The 19,580-nt window shown below is 35.6% G+C and carries 23 protein-coding genes; 12 read left to right on the top strand and 11 right to left on the bottom strand.

All coding sequences use genetic code 11. The annotated features are described in order from the left end of the window. Positions 1–138: 138 nt before the first annotated feature. Positions 139–615, bottom strand: a complete 477-nt coding sequence (locus N0B16_RS13285; RefSeq protein WP_262991436.1) for a lipocalin-like domain-containing protein — start codon at positions 613–615, stop codon at positions 139–141. A gap of 143 nt (positions 616–758) precedes the next feature. Here N0B16_RS13285 and N0B16_RS13280 point away from each other — a divergent pair, with 143 nt between their 5' ends. Beyond that, positions 759–1,511: a glycosyltransferase family 2 protein gene (locus tag N0B16_RS13280; protein WP_262991435.1), complete on the top strand. Its 753-nt coding sequence runs from the start codon at positions 759–761 to the stop codon at positions 1,509–1,511. After that, positions 1,511–2,137: a deoxyuridine 5'-triphosphate nucleotidohydrolase gene (locus N0B16_RS13275; RefSeq protein ID WP_262991434.1), complete on the top strand. Its 627-nt coding sequence runs from the start codon at positions 1,511–1,513 to the stop codon at positions 2,135–2,137. Before N0B16_RS13280 ends, N0B16_RS13275 begins: the two co-directional genes overlap by 1 nt. Here N0B16_RS13275 and N0B16_RS13270 read toward each other — a convergent pair. The 5 genes from N0B16_RS13270 to N0B16_RS13250 form a co-directional block, all read right to left on the bottom strand. Continuing rightward, the gene (locus N0B16_RS13270; RefSeq protein ID WP_262991433.1) at positions 2,129–3,367 is read right to left on the bottom strand and encodes a 3-deoxy-D-manno-octulosonic acid transferase; all 1,239 of its coding nucleotides are present in this window, start codon (positions 3,365–3,367) and stop codon (positions 2,129–2,131) included. The two genes, N0B16_RS13275 and N0B16_RS13270, sit on opposite strands and share 9 nt — an antisense overlap. Then, positions 3,367–3,876, bottom strand: a complete 510-nt coding sequence (locus N0B16_RS13265) for an SDR family oxidoreductase (RefSeq protein WP_262991432.1) — start codon at positions 3,874–3,876, stop codon at positions 3,367–3,369. Before N0B16_RS13265 ends, N0B16_RS13270 begins: the two co-directional genes overlap by 1 nt. A gap of 41 nt (positions 3,877–3,917) precedes the next feature. Then, the gene (locus tag N0B16_RS13260; RefSeq protein ID WP_262991431.1) at positions 3,918–4,391 is read right to left on the bottom strand and encodes a DUF1648 domain-containing protein; all 474 of its coding nucleotides are present in this window, start codon (positions 4,389–4,391) and stop codon (positions 3,918–3,920) included. Next, a complete protein-coding gene (locus tag N0B16_RS13255; protein WP_262991430.1) occupies positions 4,391–5,107 on the bottom strand; it encodes a C40 family peptidase in 717 nt (238 codons plus the stop codon). The genes N0B16_RS13260 and N0B16_RS13255 overlap by 1 nt, the downstream gene beginning before the upstream one ends. 79 nt (positions 5,108–5,186) lie before the next feature. Beyond that, entirely contained in the window at positions 5,187–5,834 is a 648-nt protein-coding gene (locus tag N0B16_RS13250; protein WP_262991429.1) for an O-methyltransferase, read from the bottom strand. 153 nt (positions 5,835–5,987) lie between these two features. On the opposite strand from N0B16_RS13250, the gene N0B16_RS13245 reads away from it, so the two are divergent. Next, on the top strand, positions 5,988–6,113 hold the full coding sequence (locus tag N0B16_RS13245) for a hypothetical protein (RefSeq protein ID WP_262991428.1): 126 nt from the start codon (positions 5,988–5,990) through the stop codon (positions 6,111–6,113). 53 nt (positions 6,114–6,166) lie between these two features. Here the strand turns inward: N0B16_RS13245 and N0B16_RS13240 are convergent, their stop codons facing one another. After that, positions 6,167–7,000, bottom strand: a complete 834-nt coding sequence (locus tag N0B16_RS13240) for an OmpA family protein (RefSeq protein ID WP_262991427.1) — start codon at positions 6,998–7,000, stop codon at positions 6,167–6,169. Positions 7,001–7,086: 86 nt separating this feature from the next. Here N0B16_RS13240 and tilS point away from each other — a divergent pair, with 86 nt between their 5' ends. The 6 genes from tilS to N0B16_RS13210 all read left to right on the top strand — a co-directional run bounded on the left by tilS (position 7,087) and on the right by N0B16_RS13210 (position 13,353). Continuing rightward, positions 7,087–8,412 carry a tRNA lysidine(34) synthetase TilS gene (gene tilS, locus N0B16_RS13235; protein WP_438265280.1) on the top strand — a complete coding sequence of 442 codons (1,326 nt, stop codon included), beginning with the start codon at positions 7,087–7,089 and terminating at the stop codon, positions 8,410–8,412. Then, complete coding sequence (locus N0B16_RS13230; protein WP_262991519.1) at positions 8,402–10,468, top strand: protein-disulfide reductase DsbD family protein; 2,067 nt, start codon at positions 8,402–8,404, stop codon at positions 10,466–10,468. The genes tilS and N0B16_RS13230 overlap by 11 nt, the downstream gene beginning before the upstream one ends. Before the next feature lie 193 nt (positions 10,469–10,661). Continuing rightward, entirely contained in the window at positions 10,662–11,174 is a 513-nt protein-coding gene (locus tag N0B16_RS13225; RefSeq protein ID WP_262991425.1) for a biopolymer transporter ExbD, read from the top strand. Between the two features lie 62 nt (positions 11,175–11,236). Continuing rightward, a complete protein-coding gene (locus N0B16_RS13220; protein WP_262991424.1) occupies positions 11,237–11,746 on the top strand; it encodes a hypothetical protein in 510 nt (169 codons plus the stop codon). A gap of 8 nt (positions 11,747–11,754) precedes the next feature. Then, positions 11,755–12,537 (top strand): alpha/beta fold hydrolase, encoded by a 783-nt coding sequence (locus tag N0B16_RS13215; protein ID WP_262991423.1) that lies wholly within the window; start codon positions 11,755–11,757, stop codon positions 12,535–12,537. Positions 12,538–12,549: 12 nt separating this feature from the next. Next, a complete protein-coding gene (locus N0B16_RS13210) occupies positions 12,550–13,353 on the top strand; it encodes a patatin-like phospholipase family protein (protein WP_262991422.1) in 804 nt (267 codons plus the stop codon). Between the two features lie 3 nt (positions 13,354–13,356). On the opposite strand, the gene N0B16_RS13205 is transcribed toward N0B16_RS13210, so the two are convergent. Next, on the bottom strand, positions 13,357–14,361 hold the full coding sequence (locus N0B16_RS13205) for a DHH family phosphoesterase (RefSeq protein WP_262991421.1): 1,005 nt from the start codon (positions 14,359–14,361) through the stop codon (positions 13,357–13,359). Positions 14,362–14,591: 230 nt separating this feature from the next. Between N0B16_RS13205 and rpmH the strand changes: the two genes are divergently transcribed. Together rpmH and N0B16_RS13195 are read left to right on the top strand one after the other, a co-directional pair. Beyond that, the gene (gene rpmH / locus N0B16_RS13200) at positions 14,592–14,750 is read left to right on the top strand and encodes a 50S ribosomal protein L34 (protein ID WP_034755721.1); all 159 of its coding nucleotides are present in this window, start codon (positions 14,592–14,594) and stop codon (positions 14,748–14,750) included. 152 nt (positions 14,751–14,902) lie between these two features. Continuing rightward, positions 14,903–15,613, top strand: a complete 711-nt coding sequence (locus N0B16_RS13195; RefSeq protein WP_262991420.1) for a cell division ATP-binding protein FtsE — start codon at positions 14,903–14,905, stop codon at positions 15,611–15,613. Positions 15,614–15,653: 40 nt separating this feature from the next. Here the strand turns inward: N0B16_RS13195 and N0B16_RS13190 are convergent, their stop codons facing one another. The 3 genes from N0B16_RS13190 to N0B16_RS13180 are packed head-to-tail and all read right to left on the bottom strand — an operon-like array spanning position 15,654 to position 18,389. Then, a complete protein-coding gene (locus N0B16_RS13190; RefSeq protein ID WP_262991418.1) occupies positions 15,654–16,349 on the bottom strand; it encodes a tRNA1(Val) (adenine(37)-N6)-methyltransferase in 696 nt (231 codons plus the stop codon). After that, on the bottom strand, positions 16,349–17,803 hold the full coding sequence (locus tag N0B16_RS13185; RefSeq protein ID WP_262991417.1) for a sensor histidine kinase: 1,455 nt from the start codon (positions 17,801–17,803) through the stop codon (positions 16,349–16,351). Before N0B16_RS13185 ends, N0B16_RS13190 begins: the two co-directional genes overlap by 1 nt. Continuing rightward, positions 17,790–18,389, bottom strand: coding sequence for a riboflavin synthase (locus tag N0B16_RS13180; protein WP_262991416.1), 600 nt, complete (start codon positions 18,387–18,389; stop codon positions 17,790–17,792). The genes N0B16_RS13185 and N0B16_RS13180 overlap by 14 nt, the downstream gene beginning before the upstream one ends. Positions 18,390–18,440: 51 nt before the next feature. Between N0B16_RS13180 and pdxA the strand changes: the two genes are divergently transcribed. Continuing rightward, on the top strand, positions 18,441–19,532 hold the full coding sequence (gene pdxA, locus N0B16_RS13175; RefSeq protein WP_262991415.1) for a 4-hydroxythreonine-4-phosphate dehydrogenase PdxA: 1,092 nt from the start codon (positions 18,441–18,443) through the stop codon (positions 19,530–19,532). Positions 19,533–19,580: the final 48 nt, after the last annotated feature.

Here is a 19,580-nt window from a genome sequence, read left to right as displayed (position 1 = left end):
TAGATTTGATGTAGACTTTAATGCTACATCAAGATTCACAAAAATAATGATTTTAAAAGAACTATTCAAGTTACATTCACCATGGGTCAAAAAAAATCCCGTCCAAAGACGAGATTTATATTTTACATAATAATTAAATTATGGTGTAACAATTCTTTTGAATGTGTAAGTCTCAGAACGAAATTTAGTAGGATCTGTTTTATCTTCAATCATCAGATTGAGAGTAGTATCGCTGAGCGTCACAATTTTACCCTGATCAGCCATAACAATCCCCTGATATTTTATCTGGATGGCTTTGCTGTCTTTATCATACGTATATGTAAAATTTCTGTCAAAGGTTATATTGCACGTTCCCGGAGTTGCACTGTCTCCGAATTCTTTTCTTTTTCCTACTCCATTTTCAAAAGTCCATCGTGATGTTTTCTGACATTCGGAGTCAAAAGAAATACCGTCAGAAACCGGAGCCTGTCCTGTGGCAACGGTGGTGACTACTTTTTTAATAGGTTGCCAAACTCCGTTAAGCGGGTACTCCATTGGAGTTTCTTCGTCATCGTTGTTACAACCTGTCGCTATAAATAATGATAAACATGCAAATAGTAAAGCTAATTTCTTCATGATCAAATTTTTCAAGGTCTAAAATTATGATTTTTTTTAAAAACTCAATCATTTTTTTTGAAAATTGAAGTATAATTTCGGATTTATTAAAAAATCGCCTTGCAAAACTCTTTCTTCAAAACCCTATATTTGCAAAAAAACACATGCCCGAAGTTTCCATCATTACTCCCTGTTATAATTCTTCCCGATTTCTGGAGGAGACCATCAATGCGGTGATAAATCAGACTTTTATCGATTGGGAATGGCTCATTACGGATGACCGCTCAACGGATCATTCTGTAGAAATTATTCAGAATATCAATGACCCCAGAATAAAGCTCACCATTGCTGAAAAAAACGGCGGTGCAGGTCATGCAAGAAATATTTCCCTGAGAAATGCAGAAGGAAGGTTTATCACATTTCTTGATGCCGATGACTTTTGGGAACCCAACTTTTTAGAAGAAATGGTCCATTTTATAAAAAAAGAAAATACTGAACTTGCTTATTCTGCGTATGCAAGATGTGACGAAAATTTAGTTCCAAAACTTGAAGATTTCCAGGCAGACAAAGATGTAACTTTTAACAATATGCTCAAAACCTGCCGTCTTTCTCTGCTCTCTTCCATGTATGATTCTCAGCGGGTGGGAAAAGAATATTTCCCAGAAGGAAGTAAGCGTGAAGATCATGTTATGTGGCTCAATCTGCTCAAGAAAATTACTGTGGGTAAACCTTTGAAAAAAACGATGGCCAAATACAGAATGCACGCTACAAGTGTATCCCGAAAAAAGAAAAACATTATTAAAGACCAATATTTGGTATATAGGGATTTCATGAAATTTTCAATTCTAAAATCACTATATTATACTGCAAACTGGGCATTAAACGGATTTATGAAATATTCAAAACTATTTAACTGATGGAATATTCAAAAGAATTTAAAACTGCGCTGAGCAATTTTTCTTCTGTAGAAAAAGACCGTCTGATTTTCAGACTATTGAAGAAAGACAAGCTTCTCTCAAAAAAGCTGTATTTTGAACTGATTGATCCCGAAACTGCCGATCAGAAAAGAAGCCAAATGGAAGAATATATTGCAGAAAAAGTGCTTTTAGCCTCAAAATACATTGGCAATCCGAAGTACTTTTTGGTAATTATCCGGAAATTAAGCGCTGAAATCACAGAGCACGTCAAAATTACCACCGATAAATTTGGGGAAGTATCACTTCATCTTATCTTGGTCAACACCATTCTGAACAGCAATGAAAAGCTTAACCAGCAAAGGTTTGATAATATTTATAAATTGTACATCTATTTAATTAATAAAGTTATAAAAGCTTTGATTCTCATCAAAAAGCTGGATGAAGATTACTGGATCGAAATTGATGAATACCTGGAAGACCTGAAAAATAAAATTCATGAGAACACCTATCTGGAAAAGCTCTGCATCAACAACAGCTTTGATTTTGACTGGCTGAAGTGCGAGCAGATTCCGGATCATTTAGATTTAATTGTAAAAGATATCCGAAACCAGGGATTTTTAAAATGACATCATTTTTTTGATAATCAGGGCTGAAGAATCCGGTTTTTCTAAGACAAAATTTTCTGCATTTGCAGACATCTCTTTAAGGATTTCTTCATTATTAAAAAGATCAAGAATATATTCTGCCGCCTGATTTTCATGTTCAAAAGACCGTCCTCCATCTGCTTTAATCAGATCATCTGCTTCGGGATTTTTCCTGTAATGATTTCCGAAAATCACAGGAACTCCAAAAGCTGCTGCCTCAAGAATATTATGAAGACCTGTATTGTGAAAGCCACCTCCCACGACAGCTACATCTGCGTAAGAATACAGCTTAGAAAGCAACCCTATACTGTCTATGATGAGTATTTGCGTGTTTAACGGCTTCCCTATCTGCGTATTTTTACATTCGCTGTACAAAAGAGCATCTGGGAAAATATTTTTTAAAATGTTTACTCTTTTCAGATCATGCGGTGCGATGATTATTTTTATGTTTTCATTTTTTTCAGAAATCAGCTGAGCTATTTTCTCTTCGGTTTGCCACGAACTCCCAAAAACCAGAGTTTTGTCTCCGGAGATAAAATCTTTTATAAAAGCAATATGATGATCCTGATTTCTCAATTGCTTAACTCGGTCAAACCTTGTATCTCCTGTCACAGAAGACTGTTGCAACCCTAAACTCTTTGCAAGAAGATATGAATGCTGTGTCTGATGAAAAAACCAGTCTACATTTTTCTGCAGCTGTTTTACAAACCATTTTCCATATGATGCAAAAAATGACTGGCTTTCGTAAAACAACGCTGAAATTACAAAAATCTTTACCTTATTATTTTTGAGTTCCTGGAAAAGATTATACCAGTAATCATATTTCACCGTAAAAAATAGTTCAGCATGAAAGCAGGATATAAAATCTTTTATCTGTGTTTTGGTATCAAACGGCAAATAGCAGATTGCATCGGCAATATTTTTCTTTTTAATCACATTTTCATATCCTGAAGGTGAGAAAAATGTCACCAGAATTTTATGTGAAGGAAATTTTTCTTTCAGTTTTTCCAGTACTGGTAATCCTTGTTCATATTCTCCGAGGCTTGCTGCGTGCATCCAGATGATCTTATCGGAAGCTGAAAAAGCTGTCTTAACGATATTCATAGATTGCTTTCTTCCTTCAACGCCTTTTTTAGTTTTGGCATGAAATACAGCAAAAACTTTCATTCCGAAAATGAGAAGCCTGATGAATATGTTGTATACTACATTCATCAGCTTTTTATTAAACCTCTGAAAAATTGGATTCCGCCGAATATAATCGCGCCGTACGCAATGATACCGCCTTTTCCGCTAGCGACAGAAATTACAGTTACAATCAAACCACCAGCAAGCCATAACCCGCCGTACAAAACATCATTACCGGCATTCTTTTTTTCAAATTGTTCGATCTGGGCAACGCGTTCTCTCTGAAGTTTCTGCTTATAAATTCTTTCTTCATCGCTTTTTTCTAAAAACATTGTTTTTGAAGAGGAATATTCATGATAATCTTTCACCCCTTGGCTTTCAAAAAACTTGCTTTCGAGTTCTGAAATGGTTTGTCCTTTATGGGCAGAAAATTCTGAAATTGCTTTCTGCAACTGATCGCTGATCGGTATATTTCTTTTCTTAAGTTCTGATAAAGCACGGATAATTGTTTCATCATTGTAGTTGTTCCAATGGGTCAAAACTTCTGATAATCCTGCGTTTTTAGTATGGGAAATTTCGAGTAATGTTTTATTCATGTTCTTTGTTCAGACTTTTGATTTAAATTTCAGACTTTTTTTTAATTATTGAATGATTCTGCTTTACTTCCTTTAATCATTCTAAAAATACTGATCCCAAAAACGCCAAACAACAACGCAAGGATAAAAAAGACTGCATCTGTCATGGTATTGAGTTTACCTTTGGATACAAGAATACTTTCCATCACAGTATCTCCCAATAAGAGCATCACCGGAAAAAGCATACTGTACATATACAGCTTTAATGTTTCTGTATTGCGGAAACTTTTGGGAACGTTCAGCAATGGAGAATCAGGATTTTTGGGGATTGAAACCAACATGAGAAAAATGAAAGTGGAAATTACCGGTAAAATCCAGATAGAGTTTTTATTTCCTTCCCCGTTTACCGTTCCGTTTATGGTAAAATGAGTGGGAATGGTTTCTGGTAATCCTGTATAGTTAACCGCGGTAAAAACCCAGATAAAAAGAAGTATGAGACTATTAAAAATCAATAATATACTGGACAGTTTAACCATTATATAATACTTTTTATCACTCTCAGTTTATGGGTGTGCTTATTCAGTTCTTTATTAAAGATGCCTGAAGAATCAAGCGTATCAATGCGCACTTTTCCTGATGCATGAATGATTTTCTGATGATCAAGCATGATGCCTACATGAATAATTTTTCCTTCAGAGTTTTCAAAAAAAGCGAGATCTCCCGGCCTGCTTTCTTCAACAAAGCTTAGAACCTCTCCCACTTCTGCCTGCTGAAAAGTATCTCTGGGAAGTTTGATGTTGTGGATTTTAAAAACAAGCTGTACAAAACCCGAACAATCTACCGCAAAGAAGCTTTTCCCGCCCCATAAATACGGAACGTTTAAAAATTCTTTTGCCGTTAATGCAATACTTTCACGCACATCATGGCTTCTGCGGGATGCAACGGCAGGAAATTCTACTTCCGATCCCATAGAAAGCAGCGTTTTACCGTCATTGGTCATTACCGAAGCAAAATCTTCTGTAATCAATGTAATTTTTCTCCCTGCTAAATATTCATCTGTAACGGGTCTGATCTGTTTGGTATCCATCCAGCCTTCATATCCGTCGTAGTGCATTTTTATCTTGGTCCAGTTTTTATTCACTTCAAGAATATCTGCACTCTCTCCGAACAATATTTCTGTAACGATTTCTGCCCTGTCAGAATTTTCTGCCCGAACCGGCGCTACCGTAACCGTACAAACTCCTTTATTCATAATAAGCATTTAAGATGATGAGATTTAATAAAAAACAATGGGATTTTTTATCTACATATTCGTTAATTCAATTTTCTAACTATTTTCTGCGTAAGAGATTTATTCCGTCCCGCAAAGGTAAAATAAGATTTTCAAAATCATCGTCTTTTGCTGCCAAATCGTTTAATTCCTTAATGATTTGGGTAGATTTTTGCTTAGGCTGCTCTTCCAGCACTTTCCCATACCAAAGTACATTATCAAACATCACCACAGATCCGGATTTGGTTCTTGGTTTTATAAGTCTGAAATATTCTGCATAATTTTCTTTGTCGGCATCAATAAAAATGAGATCAAAAAACGCGTTGGTTTCTTTCAGGAATTCTTTGGCATCCTGAAGCCTGAAATCGATTTGATGGGAATATTCACTTTCTGAAAAATATTTCTTAGGAAGATAAGCAAGGTCTTCATTAACGTCTAATGTCGTTATCTTTCCGTCTTTCGAGAGTCCTTCCGTCAAGCACAGTGTCGCATATCCTGTAAATGTACCGATTTCGAGAATGTTTTTTGGCTGCAGGATTTTAGAAATAATGGTCAGCAATCTTCCTTGCTGATATCCTGAAATCATATGCGGCTGAGTGGTTTTCTGAAACGTTTCTCTTCTTAATTTTTTTAAAATTTCCGGTTCAGCTGATGCGTGGTTTTCCAGATAGCGGTCCATTTCCGGATTTTTTTCTTCGAAAAAGCTCATGATGATTGTAATATTTTTCAAATGTAAAGAAAAAAAATCTATGGCATTTAAAATGAAATTCAGTATAAGTACGCACGCCAAAATCGTAGAAGTGCTGATTGCCGGCTCAAGAATTATCAGGAATTTTGTATAAGAAAACAAAAAGTATATGACATGAAGAAAACAGAAAAATTTAACCAACAGATCGTTTCTTCAATCAAAAACAAACAGTTCAAGAAAAAACGAACGTCTCTTTTACATCAGATTATCCTTATTCTCAGAAGAGAAGATGTAGTCTGAATTAAAAAAGTCCCGATCAATTGATCAGGACTTTCTTATTAGAATTATTTTATTTACTTTTTAGGAGTGATGTCCATCAGTTTCATAAATTCATCCAGCTTAGGCATAATGATAATTTCAGTTCTTCTGTTTTCTGCTCTTCCGGAAACGCTCATATTGGTTGCTTTAGGATTGTACTCAGAACGGCCTCCTGCTGTAATTCTCGCAGGATCTACCCCAAACTGGCTCTGTAATACTTTTGCAATTGCAGTACCCCTCAATGCAGAAAGATCCCAGTTATCTCTAGGCAAATTGGGAGAGCTTAACGGAGCATTATCGGTATTTCCTTCGATCAATACCGAATATTTATCATAATCGTTAATCACTTTTGCAACTTTCCCAAGAACTTCCTGAGCAGCCGGTAATACATTATAATCTCCCGTTTTGTATAATAATTTATCTGATAATGAAATCATGACAACACCTTTCAATACTTTTACCTGAACATCGTCATCCGTCACATTGTCTAAAGATCTTTTCAGCTTGTTTGACAAGGCAAGATTTAAGCTGTCATTTTTTGCATTAGAAGAAATCAGCTGCTTAATATACATATTTGAAGAATTGATCTCTCCTACCAGTTTATCAATATTTGCAGAACTTTTACCGGTGTTGGCAAGACACGCGTCTAAAGATGATTTTAAAGCATCATGCTGGCTTTTCAATAAATTATTTTCTCCGGCTAAACTGGAATTCTGAGACTTCAGATCCTGAATTTCTCTCTGTCTTTCGCCGATATTTTCGATACACTGTTTGTAATTACCGCTTAAAGCGTCATACTGTTTTTTACTTACACAAGATGTCATTCCCAACACCATTGCAGAAACTGCTAAAATTTTAATAATCTTCATACATAATCTTTTTTAGACTAGTCAAATTTAGGAAAATTCATTTTAATTTTATGGTTTATCTTTGCGCAAAAGAAATTCTGGGCACTATGCTGGAAATATCAAAAGTCAGAAAACAACTCGAAAATCTCACTCATTTTCCTGAAAACCAAACTTATCTTTTAGCGGTAAGCGGAGGAGCAGATTCTATGGTTTTGGCGTTCATTTTTCAGGATATAGGACTTCATTTTCAGATTGCCCATGTTAATTATAAACTGCGTGGCAAAGATTCTGATCTGGACCAGCAAACCGTGGAAAATTTCTGTGTGAAAAATAAAATTCTACTTCATCTGTATGAAGTTTCCGAAAAAGACGACCAGCCGGAAAATTCTGTTCAGCTTTGGGCGAGAACGATTCGGTACCGTTTTTTCAGGAATATTCAGGAAAAAGAAAATCTTAACTTTCTGGTAACCGCGCATCATCTGAATGATCAGTTGGAGACTTTTATCATTAATCTCTCCAAAGCATCCGGAATTAATGGTTTAAGCGGAATCCCATCCAATGATAATAATATTCTCCGACCTCTTTTACCGTTTTCAAAAGAAGAGATTTATGTTTTTGCAAAAGAAAATAAAATTGAATACCGTGAAGATCTTTCCAATAAAAAAAATGATTATTTAAGGAATGAAATCAGGAATGAAATTGTTCCGAAATTATTGGAAACCAATGATCATTTTCTTGATAACTTTAAAAAAAGCATATCCATTTTAGATCAGACCAAAAATTTTGTTCAGGAACAGATTGAGAAAATTGAAGCCAGAATTTTGATTGTAAATAATGAAAATATTGTTTTAGATAAAGAAAAACTTAATAAAGAAAGTCGTTTTGTAAAATATGAGATTCTTAAAAAATATGGTTTTGAAAAGGAAGAAGAAATTCGAAAAATCTTTACTGCTGAAACCGGAAGTTCTTTTTTTTCAAAGGATTTTCAGGTAATCATCAACAGAAACGAACTGATTTTCATCAGAAAAGAGCAAAAACAGGATCAAAATGAAATTATTCTGGCTGAAAAATTTGACTTCTCCCAAAACCAAATTACCATTAATCTCGAAAATAGAATTACAGGCATTGAAAAAATCCATAAGAATATAGATTGGGAGTTTGATGCAGAGAAGATGGTGTTCCCATTGAAACTGCGAAGAAAAAAGGAAGGTGATTTCTTTTATCCATTAGGTTTTTCGGGGAAAAAGAAGGTATCCAAGTTTTTTAAGGACGAAAAATTGTCTATTTTAGCGAAGCAAAAAATATGGCTTCTGAGTGACGGAAACGACATTGTTTTAGGTATTCTTCCATTCAGACAAGACAAGAGATATGCAAAAGATGAGAAAACAAAGTACGTTCTCAAAATTTTTAATGAAAAGAAAAATGAAATTTAAAAACTGGTTTTTACTGATTCTTTTATTTTTATGTACAGGAATTAACGCTCAAATTAAAAATCCCGTAAAATTCAAATTTGCTGTTAATGATTTAGGAAACAATCAGTACGAAGCCGTTCTGAATGCGACTTTAGAAAGCGGATGGCATATTTACTCAAGAGATATCCCGGAAGATACAGGAATCCCTACAGAATATAAAGTATCCGGAAAAAACATAGAACTGATCGGAAAATTTCAGGAAATAGGAAAAAAACATGAAGAATTTTCTGAGGCTTTCGGCGGAACCATCATCTATTATTCTAATGCTGCAGGTTTTAAACAGAAATTCAGATTAAAAGACGGCACAAAACCCGGAGATGTGATTGCCGAAATCACCTATCAAACCTGTGATGACAGAGTCTGTCTCGCTCCGAATACTTTAGAATTTAACCAAAAGATTACCCCAAAAGGAGTAACTCCTGAATTAACTGCTGAAACCGCGGTAAAAGGAAAAGATTCTATTAAAACTTCAGAAATCACAGTAGTTGCGCCTGCAAATTCAAAAATTACCATTACAGAAACTTCAAAATTAGACCCCAAAGAATTAAAAATAAAATCGATTGATATTCAGAATCCTTTGACCGATTGTGGAACAGGCTCTTCAAAAATCAGTGAAAATTACTGGACGTATCTGTTATTAGGATTTCTTGGCGGATTGATTGCTTTGCTCACACCTTGTGTGTTCCCAATGATTCCTTTAACCGTGTCTTTCTTTACCAAAGGAAACAAAAATAAAGCAAAAGGAAAAAGAGATGCCTTGATGTATGGTTTTTTCATCCTGTTGATTTTTGTTTTATTAAGCGTGCCTTTTCATATTGTTGACGGAATTGCGGGAAATATTTTCAACCAGATTTCTACCAGTGTATGGCTGAATATCGTCTTCTTCATTATCTTTATTTTCTTCGCAGGAAGTTTCTTCGGATATTACGATATTACTTTACCAAGCTCTATTGCCAATAAATCTTCAAAAGCGGAAGAAGCAGGCGGAATGATCGGTATTTTCTTCATGGCTTTAACTCTTGTCATCGTTTCTTTTTCCTGTACAGGTCCTATTTTGGGCAGTTTATTAGGAAGCGCCGTAACAGGATCTGCCAACGTTCCGATGTTGCTTACGTTTGCTTTGGCAGGATTTGGTCTGGCTTGGGCGATTGTTTTCGGGTTATTGGCATTATTTCCTCAGGCTTTGCAAAGTCTTCCAAAATCCGGTGGCTGGATGAATACCGTGAAAGTGGTTTTGGGTTTTGTAGAATTGGCCCTGGCTTTAAAATTCTTATCAAAGGCAGATTTAGTGTCTAAAACATTTTTAATAAAAAGAGAACTGTTTATCGCCATATGGATTGTGGTCGCTATAGGTTTAGCCTTATATTTATTCGGATTGATCAAATTTCCGCATGATGATAAAAAACCAAAACTATCTATTGGAAGAAAAATACTCGGGGTTTTAGGAATTGGTTTTGTAATCTATTTAATTCAGGGATTTATTCCTGCAGAGCGCCCGAAACTGCAATTGCTAAGCGGAATTTTACCTCCATTAAATGTAAGCTACTTTCATGATGAAAAGGATGGTATTTTGGGAATGCATCCTGAACATGACTTTTTTACAGCCATTGAATTAGCTAAAAAAGAAAATAAGCCTGTTTTAATTGACTTTACAGGTTACGGTTGTGAGAACTGCAGAAAAATGGAAGAATTTGTCTGGAGCGAACCCGATATTTTACCTATTCTTCAGAATGATGTTGTGTTGGCGTCTCTGTATGTAGATGATAAAGAAGAACTTCCTGAAGATCAGAAAACTAAAATTGATCTTGGCGACGGACAAGTGAAAAAAGTAAACACAATCGGTGACCGCTGGAGTTTATTTCAAACCGTAAATTTTAACAACAATTCCCAACCGCATTATGTACTGATCACTCCGGATGGAAAGGTTATCAATACACCTGTTTCCGGATATATGGAAAAAGAAAAATTTAAAAAATTCCTGGAATGCGGGGTCAATTTTTATAAGAAAAACAAATAATTATTTAATCTAATCGTACAAACTCACATCGAAAGGTGTGAGTTTTTATTTAATACAATGCAGTACATTTTAATTTAAATATAAAATCACAACCATTTTCATATTTTAGGTATAAACTTTGCATTGATTTTAACAAATACAGATCAATATTTTAAAGTTTATTAGAATTTGTTTCACATTAAAAAATACCAAAATGGCGGAAATAGCAGTACAAGAGAAACAGATCGGGCGACAAAAGAAAAAACCCATCAGAGTAGACATGACGCCTATGGTGGACCTGGGATTTTTATTAATCACCTTTTTTATGTTCACCACCAATTTTACAAAACCCAATGTAATGGATCTGGGCTTGCCCGCAAAAGGACCAACTACAGGAATTGTAATGGACCAGAAAAATCAGATCACATTTATTCTAGGGAAAGACAACAGAATTTTTTATCATCAAAGCAATGAAAAAGACCTGAATGTAAATAATCTAAAAGAAACAGATTTCAGCGGGGTAAAAGTGTCACAGATCATTTCTGAAGCCTACAGCAAGGCTCCAAAAAAAGAAATTTTCACTGTTATTGTGAAGCCTACTGATGAGGCCAACTACAAAAATTTTGTAGACATACTCGATAATATTGCGATTGCCAAAAAAGAAAGGTACGGCGTTACAGATATCAAACCATGGGAAACGAAGGTGTATGAAAACATGACGAAATAAATCGGAAGAGCATTTTTTAAATGCTCTTTTTTATTTAATTTTGGGAATCATTTAAATCATTGATGAAAAATAGCACCCTTCTCTTTCTTATCGGATGCTTATCTTTTTCCTGCTCAAAAAAAGATGGGCAAAGCAAAGTAAACAACATCGACAGCATCAAAATTATTGATTCTATTAATGCTGTAAGAACAGCAATAAATGACAGCATCAGATCAAAAAACCATTTCAGAGATTTTAGCGGAAGTCATCAGTTTACCCATAATTTAATCGATAGGCAAGGCTCTGTCAGTTTCAAAAAAATTGATGGAGAAGCTGATCATTACGATGTTTCCGGAGATATTAAATCTGGCGGGAATTCTGTTATGATTAAAGGCTTTATGGCCGTTGTTTCTGAAAAGCATATGAATTTTACCGGAAATATCACCCAACATATTTCTGAAAATGACCACGGAAAACCCTACACGAGAAAAGGCACTAAAACGTTTATGTCTAAAGACGGCGGAAAAACATACAGACTTCAGGATATGGTAAATGGTTCGGGTTTTGTAGATTATATTGACATTCATTTTTAAATATCATTATGCTCAATTTCGAAAAAAAGGGAAACGGAAAACAAAATTTGGTTCTTCTTCATGGTTTTATGGAGAATATTGCCATATGGAATGATCTTGAATCTTGTCTTTCTAAGGATTTTACATTAATAAAAATAGATTTGCCCGGTCACGGAAAATCTGATATTCTGGCAGAAATTCATACTATGGAATTGATGGCAGATGAAGTAAAAAAAGTTTTGGATCATGAGAAGGTAGGTCAATTTCATCTTTTAGGGCATTCTATGGGAGGATATGTCTCTTTGGCTTTTGCCGAGAAATTTCCAGAATCGCTGAAAAGCCTTACTTTATTTTTTTCAACCTTTTTAGCAGATGATGAAGAGAAAAAACAACAACGCATCAAAAGCTACAGAATTATCAAAGAAGCCTACTCAAATTATGCAAGAGCCGGAATTCCCAATCTTTTCAATCCCAACGAAAGAGATATTCTGGAAGGTAAAATTGAAACCGCGCTTGAGATCGCACTTTCTACCAATAATCTAGGTGCTTTAGCCTGTGTAAAAGGAATGGTTGCCAGAACTGATAAAAAAAACGTCCTGGAAAACCTGAATGCTAAAATATTGGTTTTAGCCGGTAAACATGATAATGCCGTAAAAACAGAAAATACCATTAAACATCTTCCCGACAAGACAAATATCAAATCTTATATTTTGGATTGCGGACATAATGGGCACTGGGAAAAACCGCGTATCTGTGCGGAAATCATCAATACAGAACTGCTTCATAATATGCCCAAAAATCTCATCCTCTAGTTTTATTTTATCATGGGATTTTTTTCATCTAAAAAGAAAAAACCGGTTATTGGGCTTACCCTTTCCGGCGGCGGAATGCGCGGAATTGCCCATATTGCCGTTTTAAAAGCTCTGGAAGAATACAGCCTGAAGCCTCAAATTATTTCCGGAACCAGCGCAGGCTCTATCATTGCTGCATTTTATTCCTTAGGGAAAAGTCCGGATGAAATGATGGATATCGTGAGAGAAACCACGTTTTTCTCGCGTTCTTATTTAAAATTATCCAGAAACGGGATTTTCAGCTCAAAATTTATCCTGAAACTCCTGAACGATCATTTTCCTGAAGATGATTTTAAAGTTTTAAAAATTCCTATTTATATTGCTGCAACAGATCTTACGCACGGTATTGTCGATTTTTTCTCAGAAGGTGAACTTTTCGGGCCGCTTTTGGCATCGTCCAGTGTTCCGTTTGTGCTTCCTCCTGTAAGAATTGGTGAAAAAGTGTATGTAGACGGAGGGGTTTTAGACAATCTTCCGATAGAACCTATTATCGACAAATGTGACTTCCTGATCGGTTCCCATGTGAATTCCATCAGTTATGACGGGTTAGAAAATATGAGTATTATGAAGGAATTTGACCGTATTTTACATTTAGCCATTGCAAAATCGGTGTACTCTAAGGCAAAATCGTGCGATATATTTTTAGATCCGCCGAAAATGACGAAATTCAGTTTATTCAACAAAAAGTTTTTCGACGAAATGTTTTCTGAAGTCTATGAATATACCTGTACTGAGCTTGAAAGCAAAGGATATAAAAAGAGTGAGTATCTGATTTAAATATTACATATTTTCTTCTGCTAATCTCTGTGTAAAGGTTCTAATAGTTTCCTCTAAAGTTTCGTCTGATTTCCCTCCTGCTGCATTAATGTGGCCTCCCCCGTTAAAATATTTTCTTGAAAACTGGTTCACATCTACATCATCTTTACTTCTGAAAGAAATCTTGATAAAATCCTCATATAAATCTTCCATAAAAAATGCTGCCATTTTTACTCCGATGATACTCAGTCCATAATTGACAAAACCTTCAGTATCCCCCTTCTGAAAGCCATATTCTTTCAGTTCTTTTCTTGTTAGATACAAAATAGCTGCTTTCCCATCATTCACCACTTCAATTCTCCCTAAAATCAGGGCTAATAAATGCAGTCGGGAAACCGTATTTGTATCCCATGTATTAGAGGTAATAATGGAAGGATCTGCACCTTTTTCAATAAGATTAGCCACAATCCTGTGGGTTGCCGCACTGGTAGACCTAAAACGGAAACCACCGGTATCCGTCATGATTCCTGTGTATAAACATTCTGCAATTTCTTTATTAACAAGATTTTCGTCACCCATTGCTTCAATGAAATGATAAATCATCTGACAGGTCGCAGGAATCACGGTATCCGAATATACAAAATCAAAAGGTTCCGGCTGCTGATGATGATCGATAAGAATCTTTTTTGCTTTGGCTCTGGTTAACCAATCTCCTAAAATACCAATTCTGGACGGTGAATTAAAATCTAAGCAGAAAATTACATCGGCATCTCTGATGAGATCTGATGCGATTTTTCTTTTGTATTCGGCAACAATATTTTTCTTTGCTTCAGGCATCCATTTCAGGAACTTGGGAAAATCATTAGGTGTGATCACCTCCGCTTCGATACCTTTTGCATGCAGATAATGTTTTAATCCTAAACTTGAACCGATCGCATCACCATCCGGATTGTAATGGGTAAGAATGACAATTTTATTTTCCGGAATAAGTAACGTATTGATTTCTAAAAGTTCTGCAGGTGTAAACATCGGTCTGTTCTTTAAAATTGAGTTTCCAAAGATAAGTATTTATATGCATGCAAGAATAATAATCAAGGATAAGTTGAATCAATTTAACAACATAAAACAGAACAAAATACCACTGCATAAATCTGAAATAATATTAAAAAAAGACTTGATAAATTTGCATCTTATAAAAAAATATATATCTTTGCAACCTGAAAAATTAACAGTAATAATTACGATTTAAAAATATAGTAATGAGTAAAAGAACATTCCAGCCATCAGAAAGAAAGAAAAGAAACAAGCACGGTTTCAGAGAAAGAATGTCTACGCCAAATGGAAGAAGAGTTTTGGCTGCAAGAAGAGCTAAAGGCAGAAAAAGTTTATCGATCAGCTCCGCAAGAGCAAAAAGATAATTTTATCTTACAATATACAAATCATGCTTGAAAAGAAGTTTTTCAGGCATTTTTTGTTGTTAAAATTTCCTAAATTTTAGGTTTGTTAAGCTTCTTTTTTCTATTTTTAAAATCTGAAAAATATTTTAGAAAAAGCCTCTAAAAATTAAATTATGCCACACACACATATCTCCGGAGACAACATCATCAATTTACAGCATGCAAAAATTGCCCAGAAAAATTTCACGGTGCTTTCTGATGTTAATCTGAACATTAAAAAAGGCAGATTCTGCTATCTTATCGGGAAAACAGGCTCCGGAAAAAGCTCTCTTCTGAAAACATTATACGGGCACATTCCTTTGGTGGCAGGACAAGGCGAAGTGGTAGGCTTTGATCTTGCAAAATTAAAAACTTCTGATGTTCCGAACCTAAGAAGAAAGCTCGGAATTGTTTTCCAGGATTTTCAACTGCTTTCGGACAGAACGGTAGAAAAAAACCTGAAATTTGTACTCGAAGCTACCGGTTGGAGCGACAATACGAAAATCGATGAGCGTATCAATGAAGTGCTTTCGAGCGTGAATATGAAAGGGAAAAAACATAAAATGCCTCATGAGCTTTCCGGTGGTGAACAGCAGCGTATTGCTATCGCAAGGGCTTTATTAAATCATCCCGATCTTATTCTTGCTGATGAACCTACAGGAAACCTGGATCCTGAAACCTCTAACGAAATTATGACTTTGCTGAAGCAGGTAGCAGCAGATAACGGAGCGGCAGTGGTGATGGCAACGCACGATTACCACATGATTCAGAACTTTCCGGGAGAAGCGATCAGATGTGAAGACGGTAAGGTTTCCGTATTGGATACGGCAGAATTATTTGAATAAATAATGGATTGAGAAATTAAATCAATTTCTAATCTAATTTCTATTTTTTAAAAACATGAAACTCCTTCGTAAGTTTAAGATATTGGTCCGAGTATTTTCTCGGACTTTTTTCTATAATAAAATCAGACTCTTCAAATTGTTTTTCAGTAGGAGAAAATTCTAAGATCAGTCTTTTTACTTTTGAGTTTTCAATTCCATAAATATTGATTTTACGGATAAGAAACAATTGATGCTTACGAGCTGTACCAATAAATTCTTCCCCTGCTTCAAAAGGAATAACCACTGAAAAAATTCCGTCTTCCGAAAGCAGTTCTGAAGATTTTGAAATTAGCTGTTGAAAATTTAATTCTACAATCTGTCGTGCCACTTTATCTTTTACAGACCCCGACTCTTCGAAATACGGAGGATTTGAAACAATGAAATCAAATTTTTCCTGTGATGTAAAAGTTTTAAAATCCTGCAAAATATTTTTTAATCTCGAATGAAAAACTGAATTTTCAAAGTTAATCCGGGTAAGATGTACCGCTTCTGTATTGATATCAATTCCTAAAAATTGGGCTTCAGGATTTCTTTGAGCTAACATTAACGATATCAAACCTGTTCCGGTTCCTATTTCCAATACGTTTTTTGCATTATCGATAGTAGCCAAAGCGCCCAATATCACGCCGTCTGTTCCTACGCGAAAAACATTTTCAGACTGCTGAATATCAAAATATTTAAACGTAAAAGGCTTCACTATAAATTGGTGGGTAGAGTAATGATAAACGTAGAGCCTTTTCCAACTTCAGATTTTACGCTGATGACGCCTTTGTAATCTTCCACCATTTTTCTGACCATCGATAAACCCAGACCCATTCCACTACTTTTTGAGGTGAAATTCGGCTCGAAAATACGCTCAAACATTGCTTCCGGAATTCCGATCCCATTATCCTGTACCGAGATCATGACACGTCTCTGATGCTGTTCTATATCTACATTCACGAGCAGTTCACGATCTTCACTCTGAGCCTGCTTTGCATTGGTCACCAAGTTGGTAATGATTCTGGAAAGGTAGATCCTATCTATATTAATCATGATATTGCTTTTATTGGAATGAACAAAAATATGATCATCATTGAATACTCTCAGAATATCATCAATTTCGGTATTAAGATTCAGCACTTCATTATATTTTTCGGGAAGTTTGGCAAACTCCGAAAATGCAGAAGCAACAGTTGCAATCAGATCAATCTGATCTACCATGGTTTTACTCATCTGCTTTACCCGTTCTTTGGCATTCGGATCTTGAGGATCAAACTTTCTTTCAAAATTCTGAATGGTAAGTTTCATTGGTGTCAAAGGGTTTTTCACCTCGTGAGCAACCTGTTTTGCCATCTCGCGCCATGCTTCCTCGGAAGCTTTAAAGCGAAGCCTTTCTTTCTGATCCTGAATCTGGAGAATCATCCGGTTATAGGCTCTGGCTAAAGCATTCAACTCGTCATTTTTATAATATCTGATAGGATGCATTTCGTTTTCGAAAAGCGTGATTCTGGTGATCATATCAGAAAATTTGGTGATTGTTTTCGCTAAATTGTTAGACGTTACCCAACTTAGCCAGACACTGAAGAAAATAAGCAGTACATCAATCAGAAGGATATACATTACATATTTATGCAGAACATCCAGATAAGCAGATTCATTATGGTAAAGTGGAATATAAATAATTCCTATGGGCTCCCAAACATTATTTCTCAACAACAGATAAGAAGATGTAAAAACGGCATCTTTTGAAGCATCATATCCTCTGATGTCAACCCGTGCCTCATTGGAAAGTACTTTATTAACAATTTTGATAGGAACACGTTTCTGCTCCACGAGATTTTTATCTTTATTAGAAAGCAGATAATTTCCCTTAAGATCATAGATCACGATATCATGATGATTGATATCTGCAATCTCAAAAATCTTATTTCCTAAAACCTGAGGCAGATCTTTTGTCTCAACGGCAGATCTACTGAGTGCATAATCGAAAAAACCCATTACAGCATTGGTTTTTTCCTGCATATCAATCGTACTCTGTTCTGAAGAGTTATTTTTTAAAACGAAATAAGGAACAAGCGATGACGCGGCAATACTTAAAAGACAGACAAGTAAAAAACCGAAAAAAACCCGGTTCCTTAAACTATATCCCTTATATTTATTCAATGCCATTCTGCCTGTGTATTAATTTTGCGATGTATTTACCGATAATATCAAATTCAAGGTTTACCCGATCTCCTATTTTTGCATGCTGCATATTGGTAAATTCCCATGTGTAAGGAATAATGGCAACAGAAAACTGAGAATCTTCGCTTTTGGCGACGGTAAGGCTGATTCCATTCATTGTGATTGAACCTTGAGGTACCGTTACAAAATTACCTTCTGAATTATACCTTACTGTAACAAAATAGCTGCCATCTTTATTTTCAATGTTGATAATTTCTCCGGTTTTATCTACATGACCCTGAACAATATGTCCGTCAAGCCTTCCGTCCATCTTCATGCACCGTTCAAGATTCACCACACTTCCCGTCTCCCATTTTCCGAGATTTGTTTTTTCTAAAGTTTCATGAATTGCTGTTACTACATATTGATGACCGCTGATTTCAACCACGGTAAGACAGCAGCCGTTATGCGCAAGACTTTGATCGATCTTTAATTCCTGCGTAAAAGGACAGCTCAAAGTAAAATTAATATTGCTTCCTTTTTCTTCAATTTTCTCGATCACGCCTACTGCTTCAATAATTCCTGTGAACATATTATTTTTTGCTAAATTTGTAAAATATTGTAATCTTCAAATATAATCAAAATGAGCCCAAAAAACCATAAAGTACGCGTAGGAATTTCAATTGGCGACTTCAACGGAATCGGTCCGGAAATCATCATGAAATCTCTGCAGGACAAAACAATCACCGATTTTTTTACGCCCGTCATTTTTGGCTCTGGAAAGCTTTTTACTTATCAGAAAAATATATTTAAGCTTACGATCAATTTTAATTACATTACAGAACCGTCGCAGGCACAGAACGGCAAGATCAATATGCTGAATCTTGTGAAAGATAATGTAACCGTAGAACTGGGAAAACCTACAGAAGATTCTACCAGAATGGCAATCGATTCTTTAGAAGCCGCAACAGAAGCTTTAATGAAAGGAGAGATTGATGTATTGGTAACGGCCCCTATTAATAAGGATGAAATGGTGAAAATGGGTTTTAAACATGCAGGGCATACCGGATATTTTGAAGAAAAATTTAATAAAAAAGGACTGATGTTTTTAGTATCAGACGATCTAAAAGTAGCCGTTTCCACCCACCATATCCCGATTTCCCAAGTCGCGGAAAATATTTCTAAAGAGAAAATTAAAAAACAGATCCGGGCTTTAAATCAGACATTAATAGAAGATTTTTCCATTCCAAGACCGAAAATTGCTGTTTTGGGTTTAAACCCGCATTCCGGAGACGGCGGTGTTATCGGGAATGAAGAAATTGAAATTATTTCACCGGCGATCAAAGAACTTTCTGACAATGGCATTTTGGCTTTCGGCCCATTTCCCGCAGACAGCTATTTCCAGCCCGGAAAATACAAAAATTTTGATGCCGTTTTAGCGATGTATCACGATCAGGGTTTGGCGCCTTTCAAAACACTTGCTTATGAGGAAGGAGTAAATTATACTGCAGGACTTCCGTTTATCAGAACCTCTCCCGATCACGGAGTTGCCTATGATATCGCCGGAAAAAATATCGCCGACGAACAGAGTTTCAGAGAAGCTGTTTTTGCCGCGATCAGGATATTTAAAAACAGAAACGATTACAGCGAAATGATGAGTAACCGCCTACAGCCAAGAAGAATGCCTGCCGATAATGGGGTGGATGAAGATCTTCCTGTTGAAAGCGAATTGTAATCAATCCTAATTAAAAATAATTTAGTTATCAATTTTATTTGCAATATT

Origin of the sequence: Chryseobacterium gilvum, assembly GCF_025628965.1 — a bacterium.
Classification (GTDB): domain Bacteria; phylum Bacteroidota; class Bacteroidia; order Flavobacteriales; family Weeksellaceae; genus Chryseobacterium; species Chryseobacterium gilvum.
The sequence above is the reverse complement of the archived record's forward strand: the minus strand, read 5'-3'. Positions and strand labels throughout refer to the sequence as shown.